This window comes from Corallococcus macrosporus (assembly GCF_017302985.1).
GTDB lineage: Bacteria > Myxococcota > Myxococcia > Myxococcales > Myxococcaceae > Corallococcus > Corallococcus macrosporus_A.
This window is the reverse complement of the sequence record NZ_JAFIMU010000002.1, coordinates 999,840-1,025,589: the sequence shown is the minus strand read 5'-3', so window position 1 is coordinate 1,025,589 and position 25,750 is coordinate 999,840. Positions and strand designations below refer to the sequence as shown.

Here is a 25,750-nt window from a genome sequence, read left to right as displayed (position 1 = left end):
GCCCACGGGTTCCCGGCGGTGCGATTTTCGTCCCGCCCCCGGGGCCCCTAGAGTCCAGGGCCCGTGAGCCCTCCGTCCACCTCCTGTCCCCGCTGCGGCGCCCCCCGTGTGGACGGGCCCGAGTGCCCCGCGTGCGGCGTCATCTACCTGCGCGCGGAACAGCGCGCCGCCACCCGGCAGGCGCAAGCCCGCGACCGCGAGGCCCGCGAGGCCGCCGAGCGCGAAGCCGAGGACCAGCGCCAGGCGCTGCGCGAGGCCCTGGAGGCCCACGCGGCCCCCACGTTCGTGCCGCCCATGGCCGCGGCCCTGACTGCCTCCCAGCCCACCACGGAGGGCATCACCTTCCACCCGGGCGAGGACGCCGGGAGCGAGGACGCCCTGGAGGCGCGCCTGCGGCTGGCGGTGTTGCCGGCCGCGCTCGTCATCGCCTTCCTCGCGGTCGGTTCACCGGGCTTCCACTCGCTGCTGCGCATCTTCTTCACGATGCCGGTGCACGAGCTGGGGCACGCCGTCACCGCGTGGTTCTGCGGCTTCAGTGCCACGCCCACGTTCTGGGTGACGCACGTGTCGAGGGACCGCTCGGCGTTCATGATCCTGCTCATCGCGGGGCTGTCGGGGGCGCTCGTGTGGCGGAGCTGGAAGTGCCGCCGGTGGACGTGGCTGGCCGTGGGCGCGGGGCTGCTCGTCGCGCAGATGGTGTGCACGTTCGGGCTGACGCACTCGCAGGCCAGGGCCCTCACCTTCTTCGGCGGTGACGCGGGCCTGATGGTCCTGGGCGCGCTCCTGATGGCCACGTTCTACGTGCCCTGGGGCCACTACCTCCGCCGGCACCAGCTGCGCTGGGGGTTCGTCGTCATGGGCGCCGCGGCCTTCATGGATGGCTTCGAGCAGTGGTGGGCGGCGCGCACCGACGTGGACCGCATCCCCTTCGGCCGCATCGAGGGCGTGGGCCTGAGCGACCCCAGCACCCTGGTGGACGTGTACGGCTGGAACGTCAGCCGCGTCATCCACTGGAACGTCACCGTCGGAGTCCTCTGCCTCGCGGCCCTGGGCGCGCTCTACCTGCGGGGCCTCTGGGCCGTCCGCGGCGCGCTGCGAGGCTGAGGCTCGGGCTCGCCCCAGCTCCCGAACGGCCACTCGAAGCCCGGCGTGCGGAGCACCTCCGGCTTCCGAGCGCCCCGCCAGCGCAGGGCCTCGCCGGGCCGCAGGAGGAGCGCCTGCGGTCCCTCACGCCGCGCCTTGCGCACCTGGGCCAGCCGCTCCGGATACGGATCCGCGTCCGGGTTCTCGTCCATGTTGCTCGCGCCCGCGACGGGCTCGCCCGGATAGCCGGCGTAGCGAGGCCCCATGCCCTCGCGCCAGTACCAGGGGGCGCCGCCGTCCGCGCAGGGCACCACGTAGCGCGCGCCCAGGAGCTCGCCGTAGCGCAGCGCCTCCTCCGGGCCCGCCATCAGGCGCTGCGGCGTGGTCAGCGCGTCGCGCGGCACGTTGACGAGGAACGCGTCCAGCGTGGTGAAGCCGAAGAAGATGGGCGGCAGCCGGAAGCCGCGCACGCCGCAGAAGAGGACGTCCACCGGCCCCTGCTGCTTGCGCACGCGGCGGCACACCGCGTCCATGTCCCCGCGCACGTCATGGCCCGCGTCCGCGAAGAAGGCGGCGGAGAAGTCCTCCGAGCGCACGAGCCACGTGTTGCCCTCGTTGTAGAGGTCCGGGTGCGGGCCCTCGCCGTCCGTGGGCTGCTCGCCGTGGAAGGGCAGCGCGTGCACCGTCACGTCCGCCACCTGCCGCGACTCCCCCCAGCGAAGGGGCTCCACGCGCGTGAAGCCCAGCTGCTTCAGCCGCAGCGCGCAGTCCGTGGAGAAGAGGCTCTCGCGAGCGACCGCCGGCACGAAGATGCGCGTGTCGCGCGGCAGCGGCAGCAGTGAGCCCAGGTGGAAGTGGTCCCCGTGGGAGTGGGTGATGACCACCGCGTCCACGCGCCCCAAGTCCCCCGCCTGCAATGCTCCGTAGCCCGGCGGGTCCACCTCGCCCGTGGGGCGGAAGTACGGATCCACCAGCACGCGCCCTTCCCTGCCCGCCACCAGCACCGTGTTGTGTCCCACGAAGAGGGCTCCCGGGCCGGGCACGTCCACCGGCCCCGCGTGGCGCACGAGCCAGCCGGCCTGCGACAGGTCGCCCAGCAGCTCGCCCACGATGGGCGTGATGGCCAGCGCGCGCAGCTCCTCACGCGTCGCGCCCCGGGCGAGCGCCGCGAACAGGTCCGCCACCACCGGCCAGTCCTTCGCGCGCACCGGCACGTCCAGCCCCAGCGAGTCCTGGCGCAGGTGCAGCACGCGCGGGCGGTGGCGCAGCGGATCCGGGAAGAGGACGTCCTCGCGTAGCACGCGCCGGCCCATGCGCCGCTTCGAGCCCTGGCAGAGCGCGGCGTAACGGGGCGTGTCCTCCAGCCAGTGGATGAGCGCGTCGGCCTCGCGCAGCGCGCCCTCGCGGCCCAGCGAGGCGATGTGGCGCTTGAGCGGCACCTGCGCGCGGCGCACCGGACGCGCGGTGGGCCCCTGGATGCTGCACCCCAGGTCCTCGTGGTGGTCGGCCTCCGTCCGGGCGGAGGCGAGGACGGCCAGGCTGACGCCGCGGTGAAGGGTGAATCGCATGCGTGCGGACTCGCATGGCGCCACGACCTTCGCAAGGGCTTGCACCCGAGGGCCGGCCGCCGGGCCGCCCGTCTCCAGGCAGGTTGTGAGCCCCGCGGGAGGCCGGTACCCTCCCGCGCACCCATGGCCCACCCCGCCGAGCCGCTCCCGCCGGAGCCTTCCGCCCCCCTGTCCTCCGTGCCCGAGGACGTCACGCCGCGCTTCCGCTTCCTGCCTGCGGTGGGCACGTGGAAGTACCACCTGCTGCTCGCGTCGGTGGCCATCCTCTTCCTGGGCCCGCTGGGCGGCGTGGCCGCGTCGTACATGAACTTCAGCCTGGGCTTCTTCGTCGCCAGCCAGGTGCTCTCCGGCATCCTCGGCAGCGTCGTCACCTACGGCTACGGCGCGGAGGGAAAGCACGGCGCCAACTACATGCAGACGATGGCCGCGTCCGTGGCCTCGCTGTGCGCCATGTCCGTGCTGATCCAATCCATGGTGTGGCTGGGCATGCCCCAGCCGCCCGCGTGGCAGCTGATGCTCTTCGTCGGCTGCGTGGGCATGTTCGGCGTGGGCGTGGGCATGCTCTACACGCCGCTGCTCGTGGACCGACTCCAGCTGGACTACCCGTCCGGCTACGCGGTGGCCAACATCCTGCGAGCGCTCACGGACAAGCGCCTGCTCAAGGCCTCCATCGCGAAGCTGGGCGGCGGCACCGGCCTGGGCATCCTGGCCGCGTGGCTCACGGAGAAGGCGGCCTCCATCGCCGCGCTGAGCGTGAGCAGCTCCACGGTGGGCGCCGGCATGGTGGTGGGCAGCCGCATCACCGTGCCCGCCATGCTGATGGGCCTCATCGGCTACGCGCTCACCCCGTATCTGCAGGGCATCGGGTGGCTGGGCCCGAATGACCCCTACCGGAAGATTGGCTTCCTGGTGTCGCTGGCGATGATCTGCGGCGCGGCGCTGGTGGACCTGGCGCTGCTCGCGGTGCAGGCGGTGGACCGCATCCGGGGCCGGGCGCAGGCGCCGGCCGACACCGAGCCCGCGTGGAAGAAGGTCAACGTGCCCCGGCTCATCGCCTGGGTGGTGGGCTGGGGCGCGGCCGTGGTGGTGGTGGCCACGCAGGTGCTGCACCAGCCCGCGGGCTTCATCCTCTTCGGGCTCGCGCTGTCGCTCCTGTTCGTGCTCATCAACGGCATCGCCTACGGCATCAGCGACAACAACCCCATCTCCAGCGCCTTCGTGATGTCGGTGCTGCTGATGTCGCTGCTGGGCCTGAAGGATCCGCTGGTGGGGCTGATGGCGTCCTCCATCCTGCTCATCTCCACGTCGGTGGGCTGCGACATGCAGCAGGACCGCTCCACCGGATGGCGCCTGGGCACCAACCGCGTGGTGCAGTTCCGCTACCAGGTGCTGGGCATCTTCATGGGCGCGGTGCTGTGCGTGGTGCTGGCGCGGGTGTTCATGGGCGCCTACCCCGTGCTGTCCGTGAACCAGCTGGACCACCCGGACGTGAAGGTGGCGCAGTGGAGCTCCGCGATGACGTACAAGTTCGTGGGCGCCATCCGCGACCTGGGCACGCTGTCCGCGCACAAGGTGACGGCGCTGCTCGTGGGCCTGGGCATCGGCTTCACGCTGGAGGTCATCCGCAAGGGGGTCCGCCGCAATCCCGCCTACCTGCGCTTCGTGCAGGGCTCGCGGACGGGGTTCGGCGTGGGCTGGGCCATGGACTCGCTGGTGCTGGCGAGCCCCTACGCGTACGCATTCGGCGGCTTCATCGCGCTGCCCGCGGCGCTCTGGTTCGGCGTGGGCGGCGTCCTCACGTCCGTCTTCAACACCGTCTCCAAGCGCTTCAAGCGCGAGCCCGCGCCCGGCGAAGCGGTGCTGCCCGAGGACATGAGCACCATGTCGCTGGTGGGCGGCGGCCTCATCGCGGGCGAGTCGCTCTTCTACCTCTTCGTGGGCCTCGCCGGCCTGGTGTCCCTGTTGGGCTGAAGCACCCTGCCCCGGCGCACGACTTGACTTTCCGTGCGCTCGGGAGCACTTGTTGTCGCGTGAGCCTCGTCATCACCACCACCGCGACCCAGACCACCACCGCTTCGGCGGGCGTGGGTTCGGTGCGCGTGTCGGTGGCCTGACGAGCGCACGGTTTCCCGCCCCGCCGAAGTCCGGCCGGGGCGACCGTGCAACCTCACACGCCCCGTGTCCGGCCCCGGCTGCTTCATCCCGACCGACACACGGAGACGACCATGCTTGATGAACACGACCACCGCGCGCTGGGCCAGCGTCTGGACCTCTTCCACCTGCAGGAGGAGGCGCCGGGCATGGTGTTCTGGCACCCGCGCGGACTGATGCTGTACCGCCTCCTGGAGGACCACGTCCGCGCCCGCATGCGCGAAGAGGGCTACCGAGAAGTCCGTACGCCGCAGCTGTGCTCCCAGCCGCTGTGGGAGCAGAGCGGCCACTGGGAGAACTTCCGCGAGAACATGTTCTGCATGGAGGAAGGCGACCGGCACCTGGCGTTGAAGCCGGTGAGCTGCCCTGGCCACATCCAACTGGTGCAGCGCATGGCGCCCAGCCACCGCGACCTGCCCCTGCGGCTGGGGGAGTTCGGGCTGGTGCACCGCAGCGAGCCCAGCGGCGCGCTGCACGGGCTGTTCCGCCTGCGGCAGTTCACGCAGGACGACGGCCACATCTTCTGCGCGGCGGAGCAGGTGGAGGCGGAGGTGGTCCGCTTCGTGCGGTCGCTCAAGGCGTTCTACGCGGGCTTCGGCTTCGACGACGTGCAGGTGGCCTTCTCCAGCCGTCCGGCGATGCGGGCCGGCAGTGACGTGCTGTGGGACCAGGCGGAGGCGTGGCTCCAGTCCGCGGCGAAGCAGGCGGGTCTGGTGTACGAGGACCAGCCGGGCCAGGGTGCCTTCTACGGGCCCAAGTTGGAGTTCGTGCTGAAGGACCGACTGGGCCGGGCCTGGCAGTGCGGGACGATCCAGCTGGACCTGGTGTTGCCGGAGCGCTTCGACCTGCACTACGTCGGCGCGTCCGGAGAGCGCCTGCGCCCGGTGATGCTTCACCGCGCGCTGTTCGGCAGCCTGGAGCGCTTCATCGGCATGTTGCTGGAGCACCATGGGGGCGCGCTGCCCGCGTGGCTCGCGCCGGAGCAGGTGGTGGTGGCCTCCGTGGGAGCGGGGGCCGCCGCGTACGCGGAGGCGCTGGCGGCGCGGCTGCGGCTGGCCGGCTGCCGGGCGCGAGCGGACGTGCGGGACGAGTCCCTATCGAAGAAGGTCCTGGGCTCGCACGAGGACGGAGTGCCGTTCCTGGCGGTGGTGGGAGGCCGGGAGGTGGAGTCGAAGGGAGTCCGCCTGCGGCAGCGCGACGGCTCGCAGCGCGACCTGCCCTGGGATGACGCCGTGGGCTGGCTGTCAGCCGCGTGCCAGCCAGCCGTGGCGGGCTGAGCGTCCGGACAAGAGACACCGGCCCGGTGCTCCGTTCGCGTTTGCGAAAGGAGCGCCGGGCCCTCTCCTTGGAGCTTCAGGAGTAGAGGCTCAGGTATTCCAGCGGCTCGCCGGGCCGCAGCAGCGTGAGCGGCTCGGAGGCGACGTCGTCCAGGCGCAGGAGGCCCACCGCGTGCTGCTCGGCGTCCACGACGACCAGCCGGCTCACGTGGTGCTCTTCCATCAGGCGCTCACCGGCCTCCAGCGGTGCATCCTCCGGACAGGTGACGAGCGGCGCGGACATCGCCTCGCGCACGGTGGTGACATCGGGGTCGTGCCCATGGACGGTGGAGCACAGGGAGAGCTCCGAGTCGGTGAGCAGGCCCACCAGCCGGCCCCGATCCACGACAGGCAACGCGCCCAGGCTGGAAGACTCCAGCCGCTCGGCGGCGGAGCGCAGACATTCATCCGCGTCGATGGTCTTCACGTCCCGGGTCATCAGTTCCGAAATCCGCATCGTCAGGCCTCCTCTGGTGACGGGCGCGACGCCCCGGGGAAGTACAACTGGCGCACCGCTCCCTTCGCCGCATGCGTGAAGGCCCGCCGGGACGCGAGGCATGCCTCCGGGGAGACAAGGCCCTGCCTGCCTCCCTGGTATAGGGTGCGACGCAAAGGCCGACGGTGCATCCAAGGCCGTGCTCCGGGCTTCAGGGCCCGAAACGTGGAGGAGGACCCATGGCGGACAAGCTCAATCTTTCCAACGAAGAGTGGCGCAAGCGCCTCACCCCCGAGGAGTTCCAGGTGCTGCGTCAGCACGGCACCGAGTACCCGGGAACGGGCTGCTTCCTCGGCACCAAGACGCCGGGCACCTACGTGTGCGCGGGCTGCAACAACCCGCTGTTCAAGTCCGGCACGAAGTTCGAGTCCGGCACCGGTTGGCCGTCCTTCACCCAGACCCTGTCGGAGGACTCCGTGACGGAGATCCGCGACGTGTCGCACGGAATGATCCGCACCGAGGTCCGCTGCGCGCGCTGCGACGGCCACCTGGGCCACGTCTTCCCGGACGGCCCGCCGCCCACGGGGCTGCGCTACTGCATGAACTCCGTGGCGATGAAGCACATCCCCGAAGGCAGCCCCATCGAACTGGTCCGGGCCTGAGCCGTCACCCAGGAGTTCGCTGCCCCATCCGGAGCCAGGCCCGCCGTAAGAAGGCGGGCAAGGACAACCGACGCTCACGAAGCAGGAAGCCCCAGGGAATGGGCAAGGAAGCGCCAGAGGCGCACCGCCCATCGGCCCAGGGGGTTCCGAGCGCGCTCAAGCGATTCACCCTCATCGCACACCGCCCCGCGGGTTTGTCCGCGGGAGTCGGCCCCCAGAGCGGATGGAACGCTCAGCACCCCACTGTCCGACGCCACGGGAAGGGCCTGCCCATGGGAGCCAGCGGCAACTCCGAGCAGCCCGGTCTCCTCAGCCGCCGGCGCGATGCACTCGGGTTCACACGCACCAACGAAAGAGCGTGCCTCTCGCGCATCGATCTGCACGGTGGCGCAGCCGGAGTCGGCGGGGCCACGCGACTCAACGCAGGAAGGTGCCACAGGAGCCTCACCCTGCTCGGGGACTGACACCGGAGCTCCTGTGCCGCCCGTCTCAAGACAGGCATCGTCCGACGCGGTCGCTGAGGAAGGGGCCTCGGGGAGGCATTCCTGGGCGTCAGAGGCCTCGGGAGATACATGCACCTGAGATCGCGGGGCGAACTGGTCGAGTACCCGCGCATCACACGCCTTCAGCAACACCGGCAGCTGGTGCTGAAGCGTCTGCATGTCGCGCTCGTTCAGGGCATGCATCGCGCACCGGGCCCACTGTCCCAGGGCTTCGCCACCCATGAAAGGCAGCAACCGCGCCGCAATGCCTCTGAAGGCCCGTTGTAGCGACTGGATGAGGAGCAGGTGCCCGGGACGTACAGCCACCTGGGCCGCCAGCCGCAACAACTCGAACTCCAGCTGGGCGCAGCGCTCTCCGGGGTACCAGCGCGCCGCATCCAAGAGCGCGTAACAGACGGACGTCAACTGGTCCACCTCCGACTCGGAGGCCTTCGCGCAGCAGTCGGCCAAGAGCTCCACCAGCACCTGACGCTTGAGGCTGAAGAAGCCCTCCAGCAGCCGCCGGCACTCCTCGGAGCGCGCGTCATGCAACGCCAGGCCCAGGTTCTCCAGCGTCAGCGCCTCGTCCAGCGCCACCACACGCGCCTGGCGCCCGGAGCGCAGCACCACCAGTCCCCTCGCGGCCAGCTGTCGCAAGGCCTCACGCACCGTGCCCCGGCTCACCCCATACCAGCGAGCCATCATCCGCTCCGAGGCCAACCGCCCGTTCCCAGGCAGTCGCCGCAGCAAGATGTCCTGCTCGATCTGCGCCTCCACGTACGCCACCAGCCCCACCCGCACCATCTGAATCCCCTCCCCGCCCATGCTTCGCCCATCCAACCAGACGGGTCTGACATTGGCGGCGAGGGCCCACTGTCCTCGGCACTCGCCAGGGCAGCGCGGCCCCGGGAGCCGGGCGCCGCGAACTGGTCCGACTGTCGGACCAGTTCGCGGACATCGCGCCCGGCAGAGGGACCCTGTCCGTGAGTGGCCCTGCCTGTCCATCCGCGCCAGCACCCGATGGCCTCTTGATGCAGGACGCGTCTCCCCTTCCTCTGTGAGGATGGGAGACCATGCGACGACCTCCGGCCGGACTCCGGGTACTGCTCATCTCGCTCCTGTTGGGAGGTGTTTCTCAGGGGGCTTCCCCCTCGAAGGCCACGCCGGCCGCGCAGCCTTCAGTGACGTGGCTCTACCAGGACCGGCTGGTCTCGCCCTGGGAGGACCTGACGTGGGCGGGCGCGCACGCGATGGGCGCCACTGTCCCAGGGGCCTCGGGCAGCCACGCCATCTCCGTGACGCTGGGGCCGTGGGAGGCGCTGTATTTCGGGCACCCGGGCTTCGACGTGGCACCGGAGGACACGCTGGTGCTGAAGGTGCACGGCGGGAAGGACGGTGCGAACGCGGCGGTGCGCGCGCGCGTCGTCATTGGTTCCGAGCAGCCCGTGGGCGTGCCCCTGGGCTCCACCTGCGTGGGTGGCGCCATCCCCGCCAGCAAGTGGACGACGTGCCGAGTGCCCATGGCGAAGCTGCTGCCCGAAGGCCGCACGCGCATCACCGGCCTGTGGCTCCAGGAGGACAGCGGCAGGACGCTGCCGCCTCTCTTCTTCGATGACATCGGTATCGAACAGGGGCCGCGGCCGGTGGCCATCACGTTGGAGACGCCTGCCGTCTTCCTGGCTCCGGGCGCCACGCATGCCTTCCGCGCCACGGTGACGAACAGCAAGGACCCGGCGGTGACGTGGAGCGTCGAGCCCGGCAACGAGCGGGGCACCATCAACGCGACCGGCGTCTACACCGCGCCCCGCAAGCCGGGCACGTACCGGGTGATGGCTCGCAGCAAGGCGGATCCGAGCCAGGTGGCCGAGGCCAGCGTGGTGGTGGGCGCATCCCTTGCCGCGGGCGGGCACCCGGGGCAGAGCGGCAAGTGGGTGTCGGGCTACTACACGGGCTGGAACGCGGACGACTATCCGCCAGAGAAGGTGGACTTCAGCGCGCTCACTCACATCCTCGTGGGCCGCGTCACACCGAAGGCGGATGGCACGCTGAGCACGAAGTTCGACAACGACTGGGGGCCGGAGATTGCCCGCACGTTGTCGAAGCGCGCGCACGCTGCTGGACGCAAGGCTCTCATCATGGTGGGCGGCTCCGGTGAGCACGACGGCTGGGTGGGCGCGGCGTCCGACGCGAACCGCGCGAAGTTCGTCCGCTCGCTGCTCAAGGCCATGGATGACTTCGGCTACGACGGGTTGGACCTGGACTGGGAGCCCGTGGAGAAGGAGGACCGGCCCAAGCTGCTGGCCCTGGTGAAGGCGCTGCGCGAGGCGCGGCCGAAGATGCTCCTCACCTTCCCCCTCCACTGGATCAACACCAACTTCCCCGCGGACGCCGATCCCTGGTTCTCGGAGCTGGCGACGTACTTCGACCAGATGAACCTGATGTCCTACGAGATGATTGGCGCGTGGGACGGATGGAAGTCCTGGCACACGTCCGCGCTCCGGGGTGAACAGGGGCTGCACCCCACGTCCATCGCGTCCAGCCTGGAGCTGTGGGTGAAGGCGGGCATCCCCAAGGCGAAGCTGGGCATCGGCATCCCCTTCTACGGCCTCGCGTGGCGCCACATCACCGGCCCCTACCAGCCGTTCACGAACTGGTCCGACTACGTGGGCGGGGACAACTCGTTCACCTACAAGAAGATCCTCCGCTACTCGAAGCAGGGGAAGTACCAGTGGGACGAGAAGGCCCAGGCCAGCTACGTGACGTTCGCTCCGGACAAGCTCGTGGAGGACGGCTCGGTGACGTGGATCTCCTACGACAGCCCGCAGGCCATCGCCGCCAAGGGCGCATTCGTGAAGCAGGAGGGCTACGGCGGCACCATCATCTGGACGCTCAACCAGGGTTGCACCGATCCACAGACCGGTGCCAACCCGTTGCTGGACGCCGTGCGGGACGCCTTCCTGCGCTGACGCTGGAGCGCGTCAGCCCAGGGTGACGCGGGCGTTGCGGAACATGCGCATCCAGGGGCCGTCCTCGCCCCACTCCGCCGGGTGCCAGGAGTGCTGCACGGTGCGGTGCACGCGCTCCGGGTGCGGCATGGTGATGGTGAAGCGCCCGTCCTTCGTGGTGAGCCCCGCGATGCCGTGCGGCGAGCCGTTGGGGTTGGCCGGGTACTTCGCCGCCACCTGGCCCCGGTTGTCCACCCAGCGCGTCGTCACCAGCCCGGAGGCGTTGAAGCGCGCGGCGGCCTCCGCAGTGGGGAACTCCGCCCGCCCCTCGCCGTGCGATACGACGATGAGCATGCGGCTGCCCTCCATGCCCTTGTAGAAGAGGGACGGCGACGGGGAGATCTCCACCGTGCCCAGGCGGGCCTCGAACTGCTCGGACGCGTTGCGCACGAAGCGCGGCCATCCGTCCGCGCCGGGGATGAGCTCACGCAGCTGCGCGAACATCTGGCAGCCGTTGCACGCCCCCAGGCCGAAGCTGTCCGGCCGCGCGAAGAACTCCGCGAAGGCGTCCCGCGTGCGTGAATTGAAGAGGATGGACTTGGCCCACCCGCCACCCGCGCCCAGCACGTCGCCGTAGCTGAAGCCGCCGCACGCCATCACGCCGTGGAAGTCCTTCAGCGACACGCGGCCCGACAACAGGTCGCTCATGTGCACGTCCACCGCGGTGAAGCCCGCGCGGGTGAACGCCGCCGCCATCTCCTGCTGGCTGTTGACACCCTGCTCGCGCAACACCGCCACGCGGGGCCGGGCCCCCTTCGCGATGTACGGCGCCGCCACGTCCACCTTCGGATCGAACGTCAGCACCGGCGACAGCCCCGGATCCTGCGCGTCGCATTTGGCGGCGTACTCCTCCTCCGCGCAGGTGGGGTTGTCGCGCAGCTTCTGGATTTCGTAGCTCACGCGGGACCAGGTGCGCTTGAGCGCCACCGTCTCCTCCGCGAGCAGCTCCCGGCCGCCGTGCCGCACACGCACCACCTGCGCGGGCGTGGGCCGGCCCAGCTCGTGGACGTGCGCGCCCAGGCCGTGGCGGGCGAGGACCTCCCGCACGCGCGCCACGTCGGCCGCGCGCACCTGCACCACCGCGCCCAGCTCCTCGTTGAAGAGGGCAGCCACGGCGTCAGCGCCCAGCGGGGACAGGTCCACGTCCAGGCCGCAGTGGCCCGCGAAGGCCATCTCCGCGAGCGTGGCCCACAGGCCGCCGTCGGAGCGGTCGTGGTACGCGAGCAGCACGCCCGCCGCGTGGAGTTCCTGCACCGCGCTGAAGAAGCCCTTCAGCGCCGCCGGATCGTCCACGTCCGGGCACTCCGGGCCCACCTGCTGCTGCACCTGCGCCAGCACGGAGGCCGCCAGCCGCTGCCGGCCCTTCGCCACGTCCAGCAGCAACAGGCGCGTGTCCCCGGCCACGTCCACCGGCTGCGGCGTCAGCGTGACGCGCGCGTCCAGCACCGGCGCGAACGCGGTGATGATGAGCGACAGGGGCGCCGTCACCGCCTTCTTCTGGCCATCCTCCTGCCACTGCGTGCGCATGGACATGGAGTCCTTGCCCACCGGGATGGCGATGCCCAGCGCGGGGCACAGCTCCATGCCCACCGCGTGCACCGCCGCGTAGAGGTTCGCGTCCTCACCCGGGCTGCCCGCCGCCGCCATCCAGTTCGCGGACAGCTTCACGTCCGACAGCTTCGCGATGCGCGCCGCCGCCAGGTTGGTGAGCGCCTCGCCCACCGCCATGCGCGCGGAGGCCGCCGCGTCCACCAGCGCCACCGGTGTGCGCTCGCCCAGCGCCATCGCCTCGCCCGTGTCGGACATCAGCGAGGACACCGTCACCGCGCAGTCCGCCACCGGCACCTGCCACGGGCCCACCATCTGGTCGCGCGCGGTGTGGCCGCCCACGGTGCGGTCGCCAATGGTGATGAGGAACGACTTGTCCGCCACCGTCGGGTGCGACAGCACCGCGTGCGCCACGGCCTTCAGGTCCGACGGGGCGCTCAGCGGGGCGTGCTTCAGGGGGCGCGACACGCCCTCGCGGTGCATGCGCGGCGCCTTGCCGAAGAGGACGTCCATGGGCAGCGCGATGGGGGTCTCCCCCAGCGTCCGGTCCGTGAGCGTGAGGACCTGCTCCGCGGTGGCCTCGCCCAGGACGGCGAAGGGGGCGCGCTCGCGCTCGCACAGCGCGGCGAAGCGCGGCAGGTCCTCCGGCGCCACGCCCAGCACGTAGCGCTCCTGCGCCTCGTTGCACCAGATTTCGACGGGGGACATGCCCGGCTCGTCGTTGGGCACCTCGCGCAGCTCCAGCCGGCCGCCCAGCTCGTTGTCGTGCGCCAGCTCCGGCAGCGCGTTGGACAGACCGCCCGCGCCCACGTCGTGGATGGAGCGCACGGGGTTCCGGTCGCCCAGCATCCAGCACTGGTCGATGACCTCCTGGCAGCGGCGCTCCATCTCCGCGTTGTCACGCTGCACGGAGGCGAAGTCCAAATCCGCCGCGCTCGCGCCCTGCGCCATGGACGACGCCGCGCCGCCGCCCAGGCCAATGAGCATCGCCGGGCCGCCCAGCACGATGAGCTTGTCGCCCGCGCGCAGCGGGGCCTTCTTCACGTGGTCCGCGCGGATGTTGCCCAGGCCGCCCGCCAGCATGATGGGCTTGTGGTAGCCGCGCACCTCCACGCCGTCGGGCGTGGGCACCTGCTGCTCGAAGCTGCGGAAGTAGCCGGTGAGGTTGGGCCGGCCGAACTCGTTGTTGAACGCCGCGCCGCCCAGCGGACCGTCCACCATGATGTCCAGCGCGGACACGATGCGGTCCGGCTTGCCGTAGGGTGCCTCCCACGGGCGCGCGAAGTCCGGCAGGCGCAGGTGGCTGACGGAGAAGCCCGTGAGCCCCGCCTTCGGCTTCGCCCCGCGCCCGGTGGCGCCCTCGTCGCGGATTTCACCGCCCGCGCCCGTGGCCGCGCCCGGGTACGGGGAGATGGCGGTGGGATGGTTGTGCGTCTCCACCTTCATCATGATGTGGGCCGGCTCGCGCACGGTGCCCCACTCGCGCGCCTCGCCCTGCGGGAAGAAGCGCTCCACCTCGAAGCCCTCGATGACGGCGGCGTTGTCCTTGTACGCGGACAGCACGCCGCCCGGGCTCTGGGCGAAGGTGTTCTTGATGGCCTGGAACAGCGAGCGCTCGCGCGGCTTGCCATCCACCGTCCACGACGCGTTGAAGATTTTATGGCGGCAGTGCTCGCTGTTGGCCTGCGCGAACATCATCAACTCGACGTCGGTGGGGTTGCGCTTCAGCTCCGTGAAGCGCTCCACCAGGTAGTCGATTTCGTCCTCCGCCAGCGCCAGGCCCAGCTCGCCGTTGGCGCGCACCAGGGCCGCGCGGCCCCCGCCCAGCACATCCACGCGCGTGAGCGGCCGGGGAGCGTCCGTGCGGAAGAGGACCTCCGCGTCCTCCAGCCGGGGCAGCACCGCCTGCGTCATGCGGTCATGCAGCACCGCCTGCACGCCTTCCGCCTCGTTGGCGTCCAGCGGCCGGCCGCCGGGGCCGGTGAGGAAGAACGCGATGCCGCGCTCCATGCGGCGCACCTGCGTAAGGCCGCAGTGGTGCGCGATGTCCGTTGCCTTGGAGGCCCAGGGCGACACCGTGCCGGGACGCGGCACCACCAGGAGCAGCGTGCCGGTGCGCTCGCGCTTCGCCGTGTGGGGGCCGTACTCCAGCAGGCGCCCCAGCCGCTCCGCCTCGTCCTGCGTCAGCGGCGCGGACGCGTCCACGAAGTGCACGAACTCCGAGTAGAGGGTGGCCACCGTCGGCACCCGCTCCCGGCAACGGACGAGCAGCTTGGCGAGCCTGAATTCGGAGAGGGCCGGAGCCCCGCGCAGCGTGAGCATGAAGGTCCTTGCGAACGGGTGACGGGAGGTAACAGCGGGGCCGTCCTTATCACCGCGCCCCGCGTCACAACGGCCGGAGTTCATGCCCGGACGCCCGCACAGCACCCAGGTGGGTAAACCGCCGCCGACGTGTGCCCCCCTCCGTCCCCGGCCTCCCTCTCAACACTCCCAGTCATTCAAGAATTCACCTGACAATCAGGGCTCCATGCTTTGCTCGCCAGGCTTCAAATTCTCGTTTTGTCACACTGGGGGCATCTTCATGACGCGCAAGACACGCTGGCTCCTCGCCGGCCTGACGTTCACGCTGTCCGCCTGTGGCGCGGAAGGTCCCGACGCGGACGTGCCGGCCGCTCCGGCCGAGGCCCGCCCGGGCGACCTGAAGGCGGCGCTGGGCGCGTTGCCTGGCGCGCAGGTGCTGGGAGTGCACGAGGACGGCGTTCCCGGGTTCCTCCAGGGCGAGCTGGGGAGCGCGGGCCGGCCCATCCCCGGTGCCAGCGCCTGGCAGGCGCACGCGCTCGTGGAGCCCACCCTGCTGCGCGTGCTGCCCGCCTTCCGGCTGACGGCGAAGGACGTGGTGCCCCAGCGCATCCAGCGGGATGAGCTGGGCCACACGCACCTGCGCTATGGGCAGACGAAGGACGGCCTGCCGGTGGTGAACGAGGAGCTCATCCTCCACCTGGATGCGCAGGGCCGGGTCTACGCGGTGAACAGCAGCGCGCGCGACGGCGAGCCCGTACCCGCCCCCGCCCGCATCAGTCCCGAGGCCGCGAGCGAGGCGGCGCTGGCGGCGTCCGCGGGCGGCATCGCGGAGTCGGTCCGGGAGGTGTTCGTCCGCCCGGCGCCGGAAGCGGCCCTGGTCCGCGCCTTCGAGGTGGTGGTGTCCGGCCGGCACGAGGACGGCCTGCCGCTGCGCGACCGCGTCTACGTGAGCGCGGCGGACGGCCACGAGGTGCTGCGCACGCCGGAAATCCATACCGCGCGCAACCGCAAGGTCTGCTCGGTGGGCGGCGCGACCAACGGCTGGTGCCGGCTGGAGGGCCAGTTGCCCACGGGCGACACGGGCATCGACAAGACGTACGACAACCTGGGCCTCTTCTACGATTGCTTCCAGCAGAACTTCGGCCGCGACTCGTACAACAACGCGGGAGGCCAGCTGCTGGCGCGGGTGCACTACGGCACCAACTACGCGAACGCGTACTTCGATGGCACGGCCCTGGTGTGCGGCGACGGCAGCCTGCCCCAGTTCGGGCCGCCGTGCGGGGACCCGGACATCGTCGTGCACGAGTACACGCACGCCGTCACGGACAGCACGTCCGACCTCATCTACAGCGGCCAGTCCGGCGCGCTGAACGAGTCCCTGTCGGACATCTTCGCCGCCACCTGTACCAGCTGGGCCACCGGCACCTGGAGCACCGCCGCGTCCGTCTGGCAGCTGGGTGAGACGGCCTGGACGCCGAGCACGCCCGGGGATGCGCTGCGCTACATGAACGACCCCGCGCTGGATGGCGCGTCCCTGGACTGGGCCCCGGACGTGACGGGCACCACGGACGTCCACTACGGCTCCGGCGTGCCCAACCTGGCGTTCAAGCTGCTGTCCACCGGCGGCGTGCACCCGCGCGGCAAGTCGACCGTGAACGTGCCGGCCATCGGCGTGCAGGCCGCGGCCAAGATTTTCTATTACGCCAACGCCAACCTCTTCACCTCCAGCACCACGCTGGCCGCGGCGAAGACGGCGACGCGGCAGGCGGCGGCCATCCTGGGCTACCCCACCGCCACCCAGAACGCGGTGGACGCGGCGTGGGAAGCGGTGGGCGTGGGCGTGGCGACGCCGCCTCCCACCTGCACCCTGCTGCCCAACAACACCACGGTGTCGCTGCTCTCCGGCGCGGCCGGGTCGCAGCAGTACTTCTGCTTCGACGTGCCGGCGAACACGGCCTCCACGGTGTCCACCACCAGCGGCACCGGGGACGTGGACCTCTACACGCGCTTTGGCGCCGCGCCCACGACGACCGCGTACAACTGCCGCCCCTACCTGGGAGGCAACAGCGAGACGTGCAACCTGGGCGCGCAGGCCACCGCTGGCCGCCAGTGGATTCTGCTCCGGGGCTTCAGCGCCTACAGCGGCGTGAGCCTGTCCGTGCACTACTGACGCACCCGGCTGCCTGCCCTGCGCCGCGCGTACCCGCGGTGAGGGTGGGCACCAGGGGGCTGGCCTCCTCCGGGGCCCTGGGCGAAGAATGCGCGCCCGGGGCCGCTTCGGGCCCCCGGCAAGGGCAGAGGGCCATGAGGGACGAGCGCGTCATCTTCAGCAGCAGCGTGGACAGCCTGTATCGCAAGGCACTGGCGCCCTCCCTGACGCCCGAGCTGGTGGACCGGCTGCGCGCCCGGGGGATGAACCTCCACGCCCCGCTGCTCGCCGCCTACCCGTTCGCCGTCTGGGTGGACTGCCTGGAGGACACGGCCCGCACGCTCCACCCGGATCAGCCGGTGGAGCAGGGCCGGCGCCTCCTGGGCCGGCGCATGGTGGAGGGCTACGCGCAGACGCTGGTGGGCGGCGCCGTCCTCACGCTGGCCCGCGTGGTGGGGCCCATGCGCTCGCTGGAGCGGATGCAGCACAACTTCCGCAGCGGCAACAACTACACGGAGACGCGCCTCACCGTGCTGGGCCCGTCCCAGGCGGACCTCTGGTTCAACGAGCCGCAGGCGCTGGAGGGCTTCGTGGACGGCGTGCTGGAAGAAGGGATGTTGCGCGTCGGCATGCAGAAGTTCACCCTGCACCGCACCCGTCACTCGCCCGAGTCCGCCACCTACCACCTGGAGTGGAGCGACCGCGCTTCCTGAGCCTCAAAGCCCGCCCCCATGGCCTCCATCCTTTCGACGCTGCCCGCCCTCTACCAGGACCTCTTCCCGGCCTTCTTCCAGAAGGACGCGCCCACGGAGACGAAGGCCACCTGCTCCAACTGCGCCATGAGCCGCGCCTCCGCGCGGGCCACGGTGGAGTCGGTGGACGGGGCGGAGCACCTGTTCCGGCCGGACACGAAGTGCTGCACGTACCAGCCCCGGCTGCCCAACTACCTCGTGGGCGCGCTCCTGTCGGATGACTCGCCGCAGATGGCGGAGGGGCGCCGGCGCATCGAGGCGAAGATTGACAGCCGCATCGGCGTGAGCCCGCAGTGGGTGAAGCCGCCGGCGAAGTTCAACCACCTGTACAAGAACGCGCACCAGTTCTTCGGCCGGGCGTCGTCGCTGCGCTGCCCGTACTACGCGCTGGAGTCCGGCGGCTGCACCATCTGGGCGTACCGCGAGTCGGTCTGCTCCACGTTCTTCTGCAAGTACGTGGCGGGCAAGGACGGCCAGCGCTTCTGGATGTCGCTCAAGACGTACCTGACGCTGGCGGAGTTCCAGCTGTCGCGCCACGCGCTGCTCCAGCTCATGCCGGAGTTCCTCCTGGACGGGCGCGACAAGGCGGAGGTGGCCACCGCCCCCTTGTCCGTGGAGGACCTGGACGACGCGGCGCCCCCGGCGAAGGTGTACGCCGCGCTCTGGAAGGGGTACGCCGGGATGGAGAAGGACTTCTACCGCGCGTGCTTCGACGCGGTGAAGGCCGTGGACCGGGACGGGCTGGAGCGGATGCTGGGGCTGGACGGCACCATCGAGCAGAAGGTGCTGGAGAAGCTCTACACGCAGGCCACCGCGCCCACGCTGCCGCGCGTGCTGCGCTTCAACCCGGACGCGACGGTGAAGTGGCTGCCGGACGGCAGCGTCGCGCTGGGCTCGTACAGCGAATACGACGCGGTGGCGCTGCCCGGCGAGGCCTACGCGCTGCTGGTGGAGTTCACCGGCCAGAAGCCCGTGGAGGCCGTGCGCCAGCACCTGCGCGACCACAAGCAGGCGGACCTGGATCCGGACATCCTCCTGGAGCTGCACCGGCACCGCATCCTCGTCGAGCCCTGAGCGCCGTCAGAGCTGGCCCGCGAAGGCGCCCACGTCGCGCAGCCAGCGAGCGATCTTCTGGGTGCGCTCCCACGCGGGCTCGGAGGCGACCAGGTGCTCCGCCAGCCACGCGCTGAAGGCCGGGTCGCCCGCGCGCAGCCACGCGGAGGACTCGGCCAGCTCTCCGGCGGCGGCCTCCCACGCGCGGCGCACGGCGCTGGAGACCGCCATCAGCTCCGCGATGCAGCGGGTGAACACCTCCATGCCCACGGTGACTTCGTTGGCGCAGTCACCGCAGGACAGGGCCAGCGCGCGCAGGTGGCCCAGGTCCTTGAGCAGCCCCTGCTCCAGCGCGGCGGCGGTGCCCAGCCGGGCCTGGGCGGCGCGCTGCAACAGCTCCACGTCCTCGCAGAGCTGGCGCCACGCCACGTCGTCGCCCATGGGGAAGTCCCCCCGGCGGCGCAGGCGCACGCCCACGGCCTGCCAGAGATTGCAGAAGACGAGCACCTCCTCCACGCTGCGGCGCACGTGCGGCGGGATGTGGTCCAGGAAGTCCACCACGCACGCTCGGGCCTCGCGGACGAAGGCGTCGCCTTTCGGCGTGGGGTCCACCACGCTTCGCGCCAGCTGGAGCACGCGCCAGGCCCACTGGAGGGCGCGCTCGGAGGTGGTGAAGAGGACCTCCAGACCGGTGCCCAGGGCGCCCGCGGCGTAGCTGGTGTCCGCGGTCGTCGGCGAGGGGATGGAGGGCAGGCCGGAGGCTTCGGCGCGCACGCCGCTCGTACGCGGAGACGGTGTCTCCCCGTCCTCGGTGTCGGTGCCGGGCCCGTGCGGTCCCGGCGCCGTGTGCTCCCGCCTCATGCGCGCTTCACCCTCTTTCGCCGGTGGAAGATGCGTCCTTCCGAATATCGCACGCCTCCTGTCGCCTCCAGACCTGGATGCGGGGACGTGCGATGCACCACAAGGCGCCCCTCCCTGAAGCCAGGAATGGGCGTCTTGGGATGTCCGGCACTGCGCAACCCCTACGCTCAGTGCAGGGTGGGGTTCTTCTTGAGTGCGCTGAGCCGCGCGTGCGTCTGCTTCTGCGACGGCAGGAGCTGCTGACGCACGAAGGTGCGCGCCTCGCCGTGGAGCTTGTCCACGTCCCGCGTGTAGTCCTTCAGGCCGTGGTCCTCGCCCTCCTCCAGCGCGTCGATGGCGCGCTTTTCGCCCAGCAGGTCCGCGCCGGCCTGGACGGCCTTGGCGAAGAGGCCCCACGGGCCGGAGCCCTTCGCGGGCTCACCTCCCAGCTTCTCGATGCGCTCCTTGAGCGCCTCCACGCGCTTCTCGTGGTCGTGGAGGCAGGCCTCCACCTCCGTCCGAGCGACCTCGGTCTCGATGTGCTTCGAGGCGAGCCGGTAGGTCTCCACGGCGGAGATTTCACCGCGCAGGAAGGAGTTCAGCGTCTCGAGTTCGGCGGCGGCATTGGCCATGACGTCATCTCCTGGGTTTCGGATGGATGGAAATCGTCTGGCGTAGAAGGTGGTGTCCCTTCCCGACGCGACAACAGGTGCACCTCCCCTTGCCTGCTGGGCAGGCGTCCGGAAGGGCGCCGCCGTGACGGCGGTCGTGGCAGACTCCCTGGTGGCATGTGGAACTGGGTTCACCAGCTGGCGGAGTGGGCGCGGGAGGACACGCCGTTCGCCGTCGTGACGGTGACGGAGTGCAAGGGCAGCACGCCCGCGCCCCCCGGCGCGAAGCTGCTGGTGCGCGCGGACGGCTCCTTCCACGGCACCATCGGCGGCGGCCACCTGGAGCAGCTGGTCCTCCAGGACGCCCGCGCCTGTCTGGCCCAAGGGGAGGCGCGCACGTTCCGCTATCCCCTGGGCGCGAAGCTGGGCCAGTGCTGTGGAGGGGTCGTGGACGTCTTCGTCGAGCCCGTCAACCACGGGCCCCAGTTGTACCTCTTTGGCGCCGGCCACGTGGGCCAGGCGCTGTGCCGCATCCTGGAGGGCACCCCGTTCCGCGTGCACCTGGTGGACGAGCGCGCCGAGTGGGTCCAGTCCCCACTGGTGCCCGCCTCCGTGGTCCGCCACGAGGAGCCCTGGGACGACTTCGCGTCGCGCGCGGCCTGGGATGACGCGCGCACCTACGTGGCGGTGATGACGCACCGGCACGACGTGGATCAGGACATCATCGCCTTCGCCATCCAGAAGCCGGCCCGTTACATCGGCCTCATCGGCAGCGATACGAAGTGGGCCCGCTTCCGGCAGCGGCTGGAGGCGAAGGGGATGCCCGCCCGGCAGGTGGGCCGCGTCCAGTGCCCCATGGGGCTGCCCATCGGTGGAAAGTCACCGCAGGAGGTGGCCGTGAGCATCGCCGCCGGGCTGCTCCAGCTCCACCATGGGCTGGCCCCGGGACTGGCCCAGGAGGCAGGCGCTCAGTCACAGCCCGCGCCCCTGCTATCCTCCGAGGAATGAGCACCCCCTTCGAGTTCCGGCTCAACGGACAGACCGTCCAGGTCGAAGACGCGTCGCCCAACACCACCCTGCTGGACCACCTGCGCGCGCGCGGCCTCACCGGCACGAAGCAGGGCTGCGCCGAGGGCGACTGCGGCGCGTGCACCGTGGCGATGGTGGACCAGGACGTGAACGGCCAGAAGACCCTGCGCGCGTTCAACAGCTGCATCGCGCTGCTCCCCATGGTGGCCGGCCGCGAGCTCGTCACCGTGGAGGGCGTGGGCAGCCGCAATGCGCCCCACCCCGTGCAGCAGGCGATGGTGAAGCACTACGGCTCGCAGTGCGGCTTCTGCACGCCGGGCTTCGTCGTCTCCATGGTGGAGGCCTACTGTCGCAAGGACGCGGGCTCGCCGGAGGCCATCGCGGATCAGCTCTGCGGCAACATCTGCCGCTGCACCGGCTACCGCCCCATCCGCGATGCGATGATGGACGCGCTCGCCACGCGCGACGCGAAGGGTGACGGCCCCGGCCTCCCCAGCGTCTCACTGGAGGGCCCGCCCTCCCCCACCCCGCCCCTGCGCTACGAGGCCCGCGACGGCCTGTTCCTGCGCCCCACCACCTGGGAGGACCTGCTCGCGCTGCGCGCCCTGCACCCGGAGGCGATGCTCGTGGCCGGCGCCACGGAGCTGGGCGTGGACATCACCAAGAAGTCCCGCCGCTATCCGTTCCTCATCTCCACCGAAGGCGTGGAGGCCCTGCGCGCCATCCGCCGCGAGGAGGACGGCTGGTACGTGGGCGGCGCCGCGTCGCTGGTGGACGTGGAGGACGCGCTGGGCCACGAGGTGCCGGAGCTGGCGAAGATGCTCAACGTCTTCGCCTCGCGGCAGATCCGCCACCGCGCCACGCTCGCGGGCAACCTGGTGACGGCGTCTCCCATTGGAGACACGGCGCCGGTGCTGCTGGCGCTGGACGCGCGGCTGGTGCTCGCGTCCGTGCGCGGCGAGCGGACGGTGGCGCTGCCGGACTTCTTCCTCGCGTACCGCAAGACGGCGCTCCAGCCGGACGAGGTGGTCCGCTTCGTCGTCATCCCCCACGCGCCGGGGAAGGACAGCGGGCTCACGCGCCACTCGGACAGCTTCAAGGTGTCCAAGCGCCGCGAGCTGGACATCAGCATCGTCGCCGCGGGCTTCTGCATCGAGACGGATTCGCTGGGGCTCGTGCGCACCGCGCGGCTGGGCTACGGCGGCGTCGCGGCCACCCCGGCGCGCGCGAAGCAGACGGAAGCCCTGCTCCTGGGCCACCCGTGGAACGCGGAGGCCGTGGCCCGCGTGCGCGCCACGCTGGAGCGCGAGTTCACGCCGCTCACCGACCTGCGCGGCAGCGCGGACTACCGGCGCGGGCTGGTGGTGTCGCTCCTGGAGAAGTTCGCGTCCGGCGCGCGCAGCCCCGTGCTGGACGGCCGCCCCCACTTCGCCCCGGGCGCTCCCGCGGTCACGGCGGAGGCGGGCCGCGAGCTGCGCCATGAGAGCGCGCTGGGCCACGTGACGGGCAGCGCGCAGTACGTGGACGACCTCGCGCAGCGCCGCCCCATGCTGACGGTGTGGCCGGTGCTGTCGCCGCACGCGCACGCACGCATCCTCCGCCGCGACGCCAGCGCCGCACAGAAGGTGCCCGGCGTGGTGAAGGTGCTGCTCGCGGAGGACATCCCGGGCATGAACGACACGGGCCCCATCCGCCACGACGAGCCGCTGCTCGCGAAGGACGAGGTCCTCTTCCACGGGCAGGTGGTGGCGCTCGTCGTGGGCGAGACGCCCGAGGCCTGCCGCGAGGGCGCCCGCCACGTGGCCGTGGACTACGAGCCCCTGCCCGCGGTGCTCACGCTGGACGAGGCCCTGAAGCAGCAGAGCTTCCATACCGACCCGCACGTCATCCGCCGGGGCGACGTGGACAGCGCGCTCGCGTCCAGCCCGAACCGGCTCGCGGGCGAACTCACCATGGGCGGCCAGGAGCACTTCTACCTGGAGACGCACGCGGCCTTCGCGGAGGTGGGCGAGGACGGCGACGTCACGGTGACGTCCTCCACGCAGCACCCGTCCGAGGTGCAGGCCATCATCTCCCACGTGCTGCACCTGCCCAGAAGCCGCGTGGTGGTGAAGGCCCCGCGCATGGGCGGCGGCTTCGGTGGCAAGGAGACGCAGGGCAACGCGCCCGCCGCGCTGGTGGCGCTGGCGGCGGTGCACACGGGCCGGCCGGTGAAGTGGATGCTGGACCGGGACGTGGACATGGTCGTCACCGGCAAGCGCCACCCGTTCCACGCGGCCTGGGAGGTGGGCTTCGACGCGACGGGCCGGCTGCTCGCGCTCAAGGCGGACCTCACGTCCAACGGCGGCTGGTCCCTGGACCTCTCCGAGTCCATCACCGACCGCGCCCTCTTCCACCTGGACAACGGCTACTACGTGCCGGCGGTGCGCTACTCCGGCCGCGTGGCGAAGACGCACCTGGTCTCCAACACCGCCTTCCGCGGCTTCGGCGGACCGCAGGGCATGCTGGTGATGGAGGACATCCTGGCCCGCATCGCGGCCGCGCTGGGCCTGGCGCCGGAGGCCGTGCGCCAGCGCAACCTCTACGACGGCGTGGGCGACACCAACACCACGCACTACGGCCAGGAGCTGGAGGACAACCGGCTGCCCAGGCTGTGGAATGACCTGCTGGAGTCGTCCGACTTCGCGAAGCGCCGCGCGCAGGTGGACGCCTTCAACGCGTCCAGCCCCCGCATCAAGCGCGGCCTCGCCATCACGCCCATGAAGTTCGGCATCTCCTTCACCGCCACCTTCCTCAACCAGGCGGGCGCGCTGGTGCACGTGTACCGCGACGGCTCCGTGCTGCTGTCGCACGGCGGCACGGAGATGGGCCAGGGCCTGCACACCAAGATTCAAGGCGTGGCCATGCGCGAGCTGGGCCTGCCGGCGGACAGGGTACGCGTGGCGCAGACGGCCACGGACAAGGTGCCCAACACGTCCGCGACGGCGGCCTCCAGCGGGTCGGACCTCAACGGCGCGGCGGTGCGCGAGGCCTGCATCCAGGTGCGCGAGCGGCTGGCCCCGGTGGCCGCGCGCATGCTGGTGCAGCTGCACGGCCAGGCGGTGTCTCCGGACGCGCTGGTGTTCGAGGACGGCCGCATCGCGGCGGCGTCGCGGCCGGACCAGGGGCTGCCCTTCGAGTCCGTGGTGGAGGAGGCCTACCGCGACCGCGTGGGCCTGTCCGTCACCGGCTACTACCGCACGCCGGGCATCGGCTACGACCGGAGCGTGGGGCGGGGCAAGCCGTTCCTCTACTTCGCCTACGGCGCGGCCGTGAGCGAGGTGGAGGTGGACGGCGACACGGGCATGAAGCGCGTGCTGCGCTCGGACCTGCTGGAGGACGTGGGCGACTCGCTCAACCCCGGCGTGGACCGGGGCCAGGTGGAGGGCGGCTTCGTGCAGGGCCTGGGCTGGCTCACCGGCGAGGAGCTGAAGTGGGACGCGACGGGGCGGCTGCTCACGCACTCCGCCAGCACCTACGCGGTGCCCGCGTTCAGCGACGCGCCCATCGACCTGCGCGTGACGCTCATGGAGCGCGCGGAGCAGAAGGGCGTCATCCACGGCAGCAAGGCCGTGGGCGAGCCGCCGCTGATGCTGGCCCTGTCCGTGCGCGAGGCGCTGCGCGACGCGGTGGCCGCCTTCGGAAGCCCGGGCGGCGACGTGGGGCTGCCCTCGCCCGCCACGCACGAGGCCCTGTTCCTCGCCATCCAGCGGCGCAAGGCGCGGGGCGCCGGGCTTCCAGTTCCGGACGAAGCGCGCGAAGTGGCGTGAGGGGGCGGATGGGTGCGGCAACATGCCACGGCATGCCCGCGCGGCCGGTGCGTTACAGGGGGGCACCTTCCAAGGATGACCCCCATGCGCTCCCTGCTCCGCTCCCGCCTCCTCCTCCCGCTGGCCCTCGTGGGCGCGCTCGGCTGTGGGGAGGATGAACCCCAGGACCCTCCCATGGTGACGGTGGAGATTCCCGTCGCCGCCCGCGTGGGCAGCGAGCCGTTCGCGTGCGGCAGGACGTACACGAACGTCGGGACGACGGGGACGACCTACGAGCCCATGGACTTCCGCGTGTACGTGCACGCCGTGCGGCTGGTGACGCGCGGGGGCGAGGAGGTGCCTGTCACGCTGACCGAGGACGGCACGTGGCAGCACTCGGGCGTGGTGCTGCTGGACTTCGCGAACAAGGACGGCCTGTGCACGCAGGGCACCGCGGGCATGAACGCGTCCATCAAGGGCACCGTGCCGCAGGGTGACTACACGGGCCTGCGCTTCACGCTGGGCGTGCCGGAGGACATGAACCACGCCGACCCCATGACGCTCGGAAATCCCATGGAGGACCCGAACCTGCACTGGAGCTGGCAGGGCGGCTTCCTCTTCACGCGCATCGAGGGCCGGGCGCAGGGCCAGCTTGAGCACGTCATGCACCTGGGCAGCACGGCCTGCGCGCCGCCGCCCGCGGGCCAGACGCAGGGCACCGCCGGGTGCGCGAACAACAACCGTCCGGAGTTCCAACTGGACGGCTTCGACGTGACGAAGAACAAGGTGGTGATGGACCTGGGCACCCTCTTCGCGGGCTCCAACCTGGACGTGAACACCCCCAACACGTCCGCGGGCTGCATGTCGTTCCCCGACGACGTGGACTGCGCGCCACTCTTCGAGCGCCTGGGATTGGCCTTCGGTGCCCAGGCGGCGAACCCGGCCGCGCAGGCCTTCATCCGGGCCGAGTAGGAGA

17 protein-coding genes are annotated in these 25,750 nt (G+C 71.3%); 11 read left to right on the top strand and 6 right to left on the bottom strand.

All coding sequences use genetic code 11. From position 1 onward, the window contains the following. Positions 1–63 precede the first annotated feature (63 nt). Entirely contained in the window at positions 64–1,104 is a 1,041-nt protein-coding gene (locus JYK02_RS04455) for a hypothetical protein (protein ID WP_207048586.1), read from the top strand. Here the strand turns inward: JYK02_RS04455 and JYK02_RS04450 are convergent. After that, positions 1,059–2,651 (bottom strand): MBL fold metallo-hydrolase, encoded by a 1,593-nt coding sequence (locus tag JYK02_RS04450; RefSeq protein ID WP_207048585.1) that lies wholly within the window; start codon positions 2,649–2,651, stop codon positions 1,059–1,061. The two genes, JYK02_RS04455 and JYK02_RS04450, sit on opposite strands and share 46 nt — an antisense overlap. 123 nt (positions 2,652–2,774) lie before the next feature. Between JYK02_RS04450 and JYK02_RS04445 the strand changes: the two genes are divergently transcribed. Then, positions 2,775–4,622 carry an OPT/YSL family transporter gene (locus JYK02_RS04445; protein ID WP_207048584.1) on the top strand — a complete coding sequence of 616 codons (1,848 nt, stop codon included), beginning with the start codon at positions 2,775–2,777 and terminating at the stop codon, positions 4,620–4,622. A gap of 254 nt (positions 4,623–4,876) precedes the next feature. Continuing rightward, complete coding sequence (gene thrS / locus JYK02_RS04440; protein WP_207048583.1) at positions 4,877–6,079, top strand: threonine--tRNA ligase; 1,203 nt, start codon at positions 4,877–4,879, stop codon at positions 6,077–6,079. Positions 6,080–6,155: 76 nt separating this feature from the next. Here the strand turns inward: thrS and JYK02_RS04435 are convergent, their stop codons facing one another. Continuing rightward, positions 6,156–6,575 (bottom strand): CBS domain-containing protein, encoded by a 420-nt coding sequence (locus JYK02_RS04435; RefSeq protein WP_207048582.1) that lies wholly within the window; start codon positions 6,573–6,575, stop codon positions 6,156–6,158. A gap of 218 nt (positions 6,576–6,793) precedes the next feature. Here JYK02_RS04435 and msrB point away from each other — a divergent pair, with 218 nt between their 5' ends. After that, the gene (gene msrB / locus JYK02_RS04430) at positions 6,794–7,216 is read left to right on the top strand and encodes a peptide-methionine (R)-S-oxide reductase MsrB (protein WP_207048581.1); all 423 of its coding nucleotides are present in this window, start codon (positions 6,794–6,796) and stop codon (positions 7,214–7,216) included. 74 nt (positions 7,217–7,290) lie between these two features. Here msrB and JYK02_RS04425 read toward each other — a convergent pair whose 3' ends face one another. Next, the gene (locus JYK02_RS04425; RefSeq protein WP_277991225.1) at positions 7,291–8,523 is read right to left on the bottom strand and encodes a FadR/GntR family transcriptional regulator; all 1,233 of its coding nucleotides are present in this window, start codon (positions 8,521–8,523) and stop codon (positions 7,291–7,293) included. Positions 8,524–8,771: 248 nt separating this feature from the next. Between JYK02_RS04425 and JYK02_RS04420 the strand changes: the two genes are divergently transcribed. Further along, a complete protein-coding gene (locus JYK02_RS04420; protein ID WP_207048580.1) occupies positions 8,772–10,664 on the top strand; it encodes a glycoside hydrolase family 18 protein in 1,893 nt (630 codons plus the stop codon). Between the two features lie 12 nt (positions 10,665–10,676). On the opposite strand, the gene purL is transcribed toward JYK02_RS04420, so the two are convergent. Then, positions 10,677–14,573: a phosphoribosylformylglycinamidine synthase gene (gene purL / locus JYK02_RS04415; protein WP_207048579.1), complete on the bottom strand. Its 3,897-nt coding sequence runs from the start codon at positions 14,571–14,573 to the stop codon at positions 10,677–10,679. A gap of 259 nt (positions 14,574–14,832) precedes the next feature. On the opposite strand from purL, the gene JYK02_RS04410 reads away from it, so the two are divergent. From JYK02_RS04410 to JYK02_RS04400, 3 genes are all read left to right on the top strand, one after another. Next, positions 14,833–16,722 carry a M4 family metallopeptidase gene (locus JYK02_RS04410; protein WP_207048578.1) on the top strand — a complete coding sequence of 630 codons (1,890 nt, stop codon included), beginning with the start codon at positions 14,833–14,835 and terminating at the stop codon, positions 16,720–16,722. Positions 16,723–16,856: 134 nt separating this feature from the next. Then, on the top strand, positions 16,857–17,414 hold the full coding sequence (locus JYK02_RS04405; protein WP_207048577.1) for a DUF2378 family protein: 558 nt from the start codon (positions 16,857–16,859) through the stop codon (positions 17,412–17,414). A gap of 18 nt (positions 17,415–17,432) precedes the next feature. After that, positions 17,433–18,527: a hypothetical protein gene (locus JYK02_RS04400; protein ID WP_207048576.1), complete on the top strand. Its 1,095-nt coding sequence runs from the start codon at positions 17,433–17,435 to the stop codon at positions 18,525–18,527. A gap of 6 nt (positions 18,528–18,533) precedes the next feature. On the opposite strand, the gene JYK02_RS04395 is transcribed toward JYK02_RS04400, so the two are convergent. Both JYK02_RS04395 and JYK02_RS04390 read right to left on the bottom strand, forming a co-directional pair. Next, entirely contained in the window at positions 18,534–19,367 is an 834-nt protein-coding gene (locus tag JYK02_RS04395) for a hypothetical protein (protein ID WP_207048575.1), read from the bottom strand. A 167-nt stretch (positions 19,368–19,534) separates the two neighbouring features. Continuing rightward, a complete protein-coding gene (locus tag JYK02_RS04390; protein WP_207048574.1) occupies positions 19,535–19,978 on the bottom strand; it encodes a DUF2383 domain-containing protein in 444 nt (147 codons plus the stop codon). Positions 19,979–20,134: 156 nt separating this feature from the next. On the opposite strand from JYK02_RS04390, the gene xdhC reads away from it, so the two are divergent. The 3 genes from xdhC (at position 20,135) to JYK02_RS04375 (ending at position 25,746) form a co-directional block, all read left to right on the top strand. Beyond that, a complete protein-coding gene (gene xdhC, locus JYK02_RS04385) occupies positions 20,135–20,965 on the top strand; it encodes a xanthine dehydrogenase accessory protein XdhC (RefSeq protein WP_207048573.1) in 831 nt (276 codons plus the stop codon). Next, positions 20,962–24,795, top strand: a complete 3,834-nt coding sequence (gene xdhB, locus JYK02_RS04380; RefSeq protein ID WP_207048572.1) for a xanthine dehydrogenase molybdopterin binding subunit — start codon at positions 20,962–20,964, stop codon at positions 24,793–24,795. Before xdhC ends, xdhB begins: the two co-directional genes overlap by 4 nt. Positions 24,796–24,879: 84 nt before the next feature. Further along, positions 24,880–25,746: an MbnP family copper-binding protein gene (locus JYK02_RS04375; protein WP_207048571.1), complete on the top strand. Its 867-nt coding sequence runs from the start codon at positions 24,880–24,882 to the stop codon at positions 25,744–25,746. Positions 25,747–25,750 lie beyond the last annotated feature (4 nt).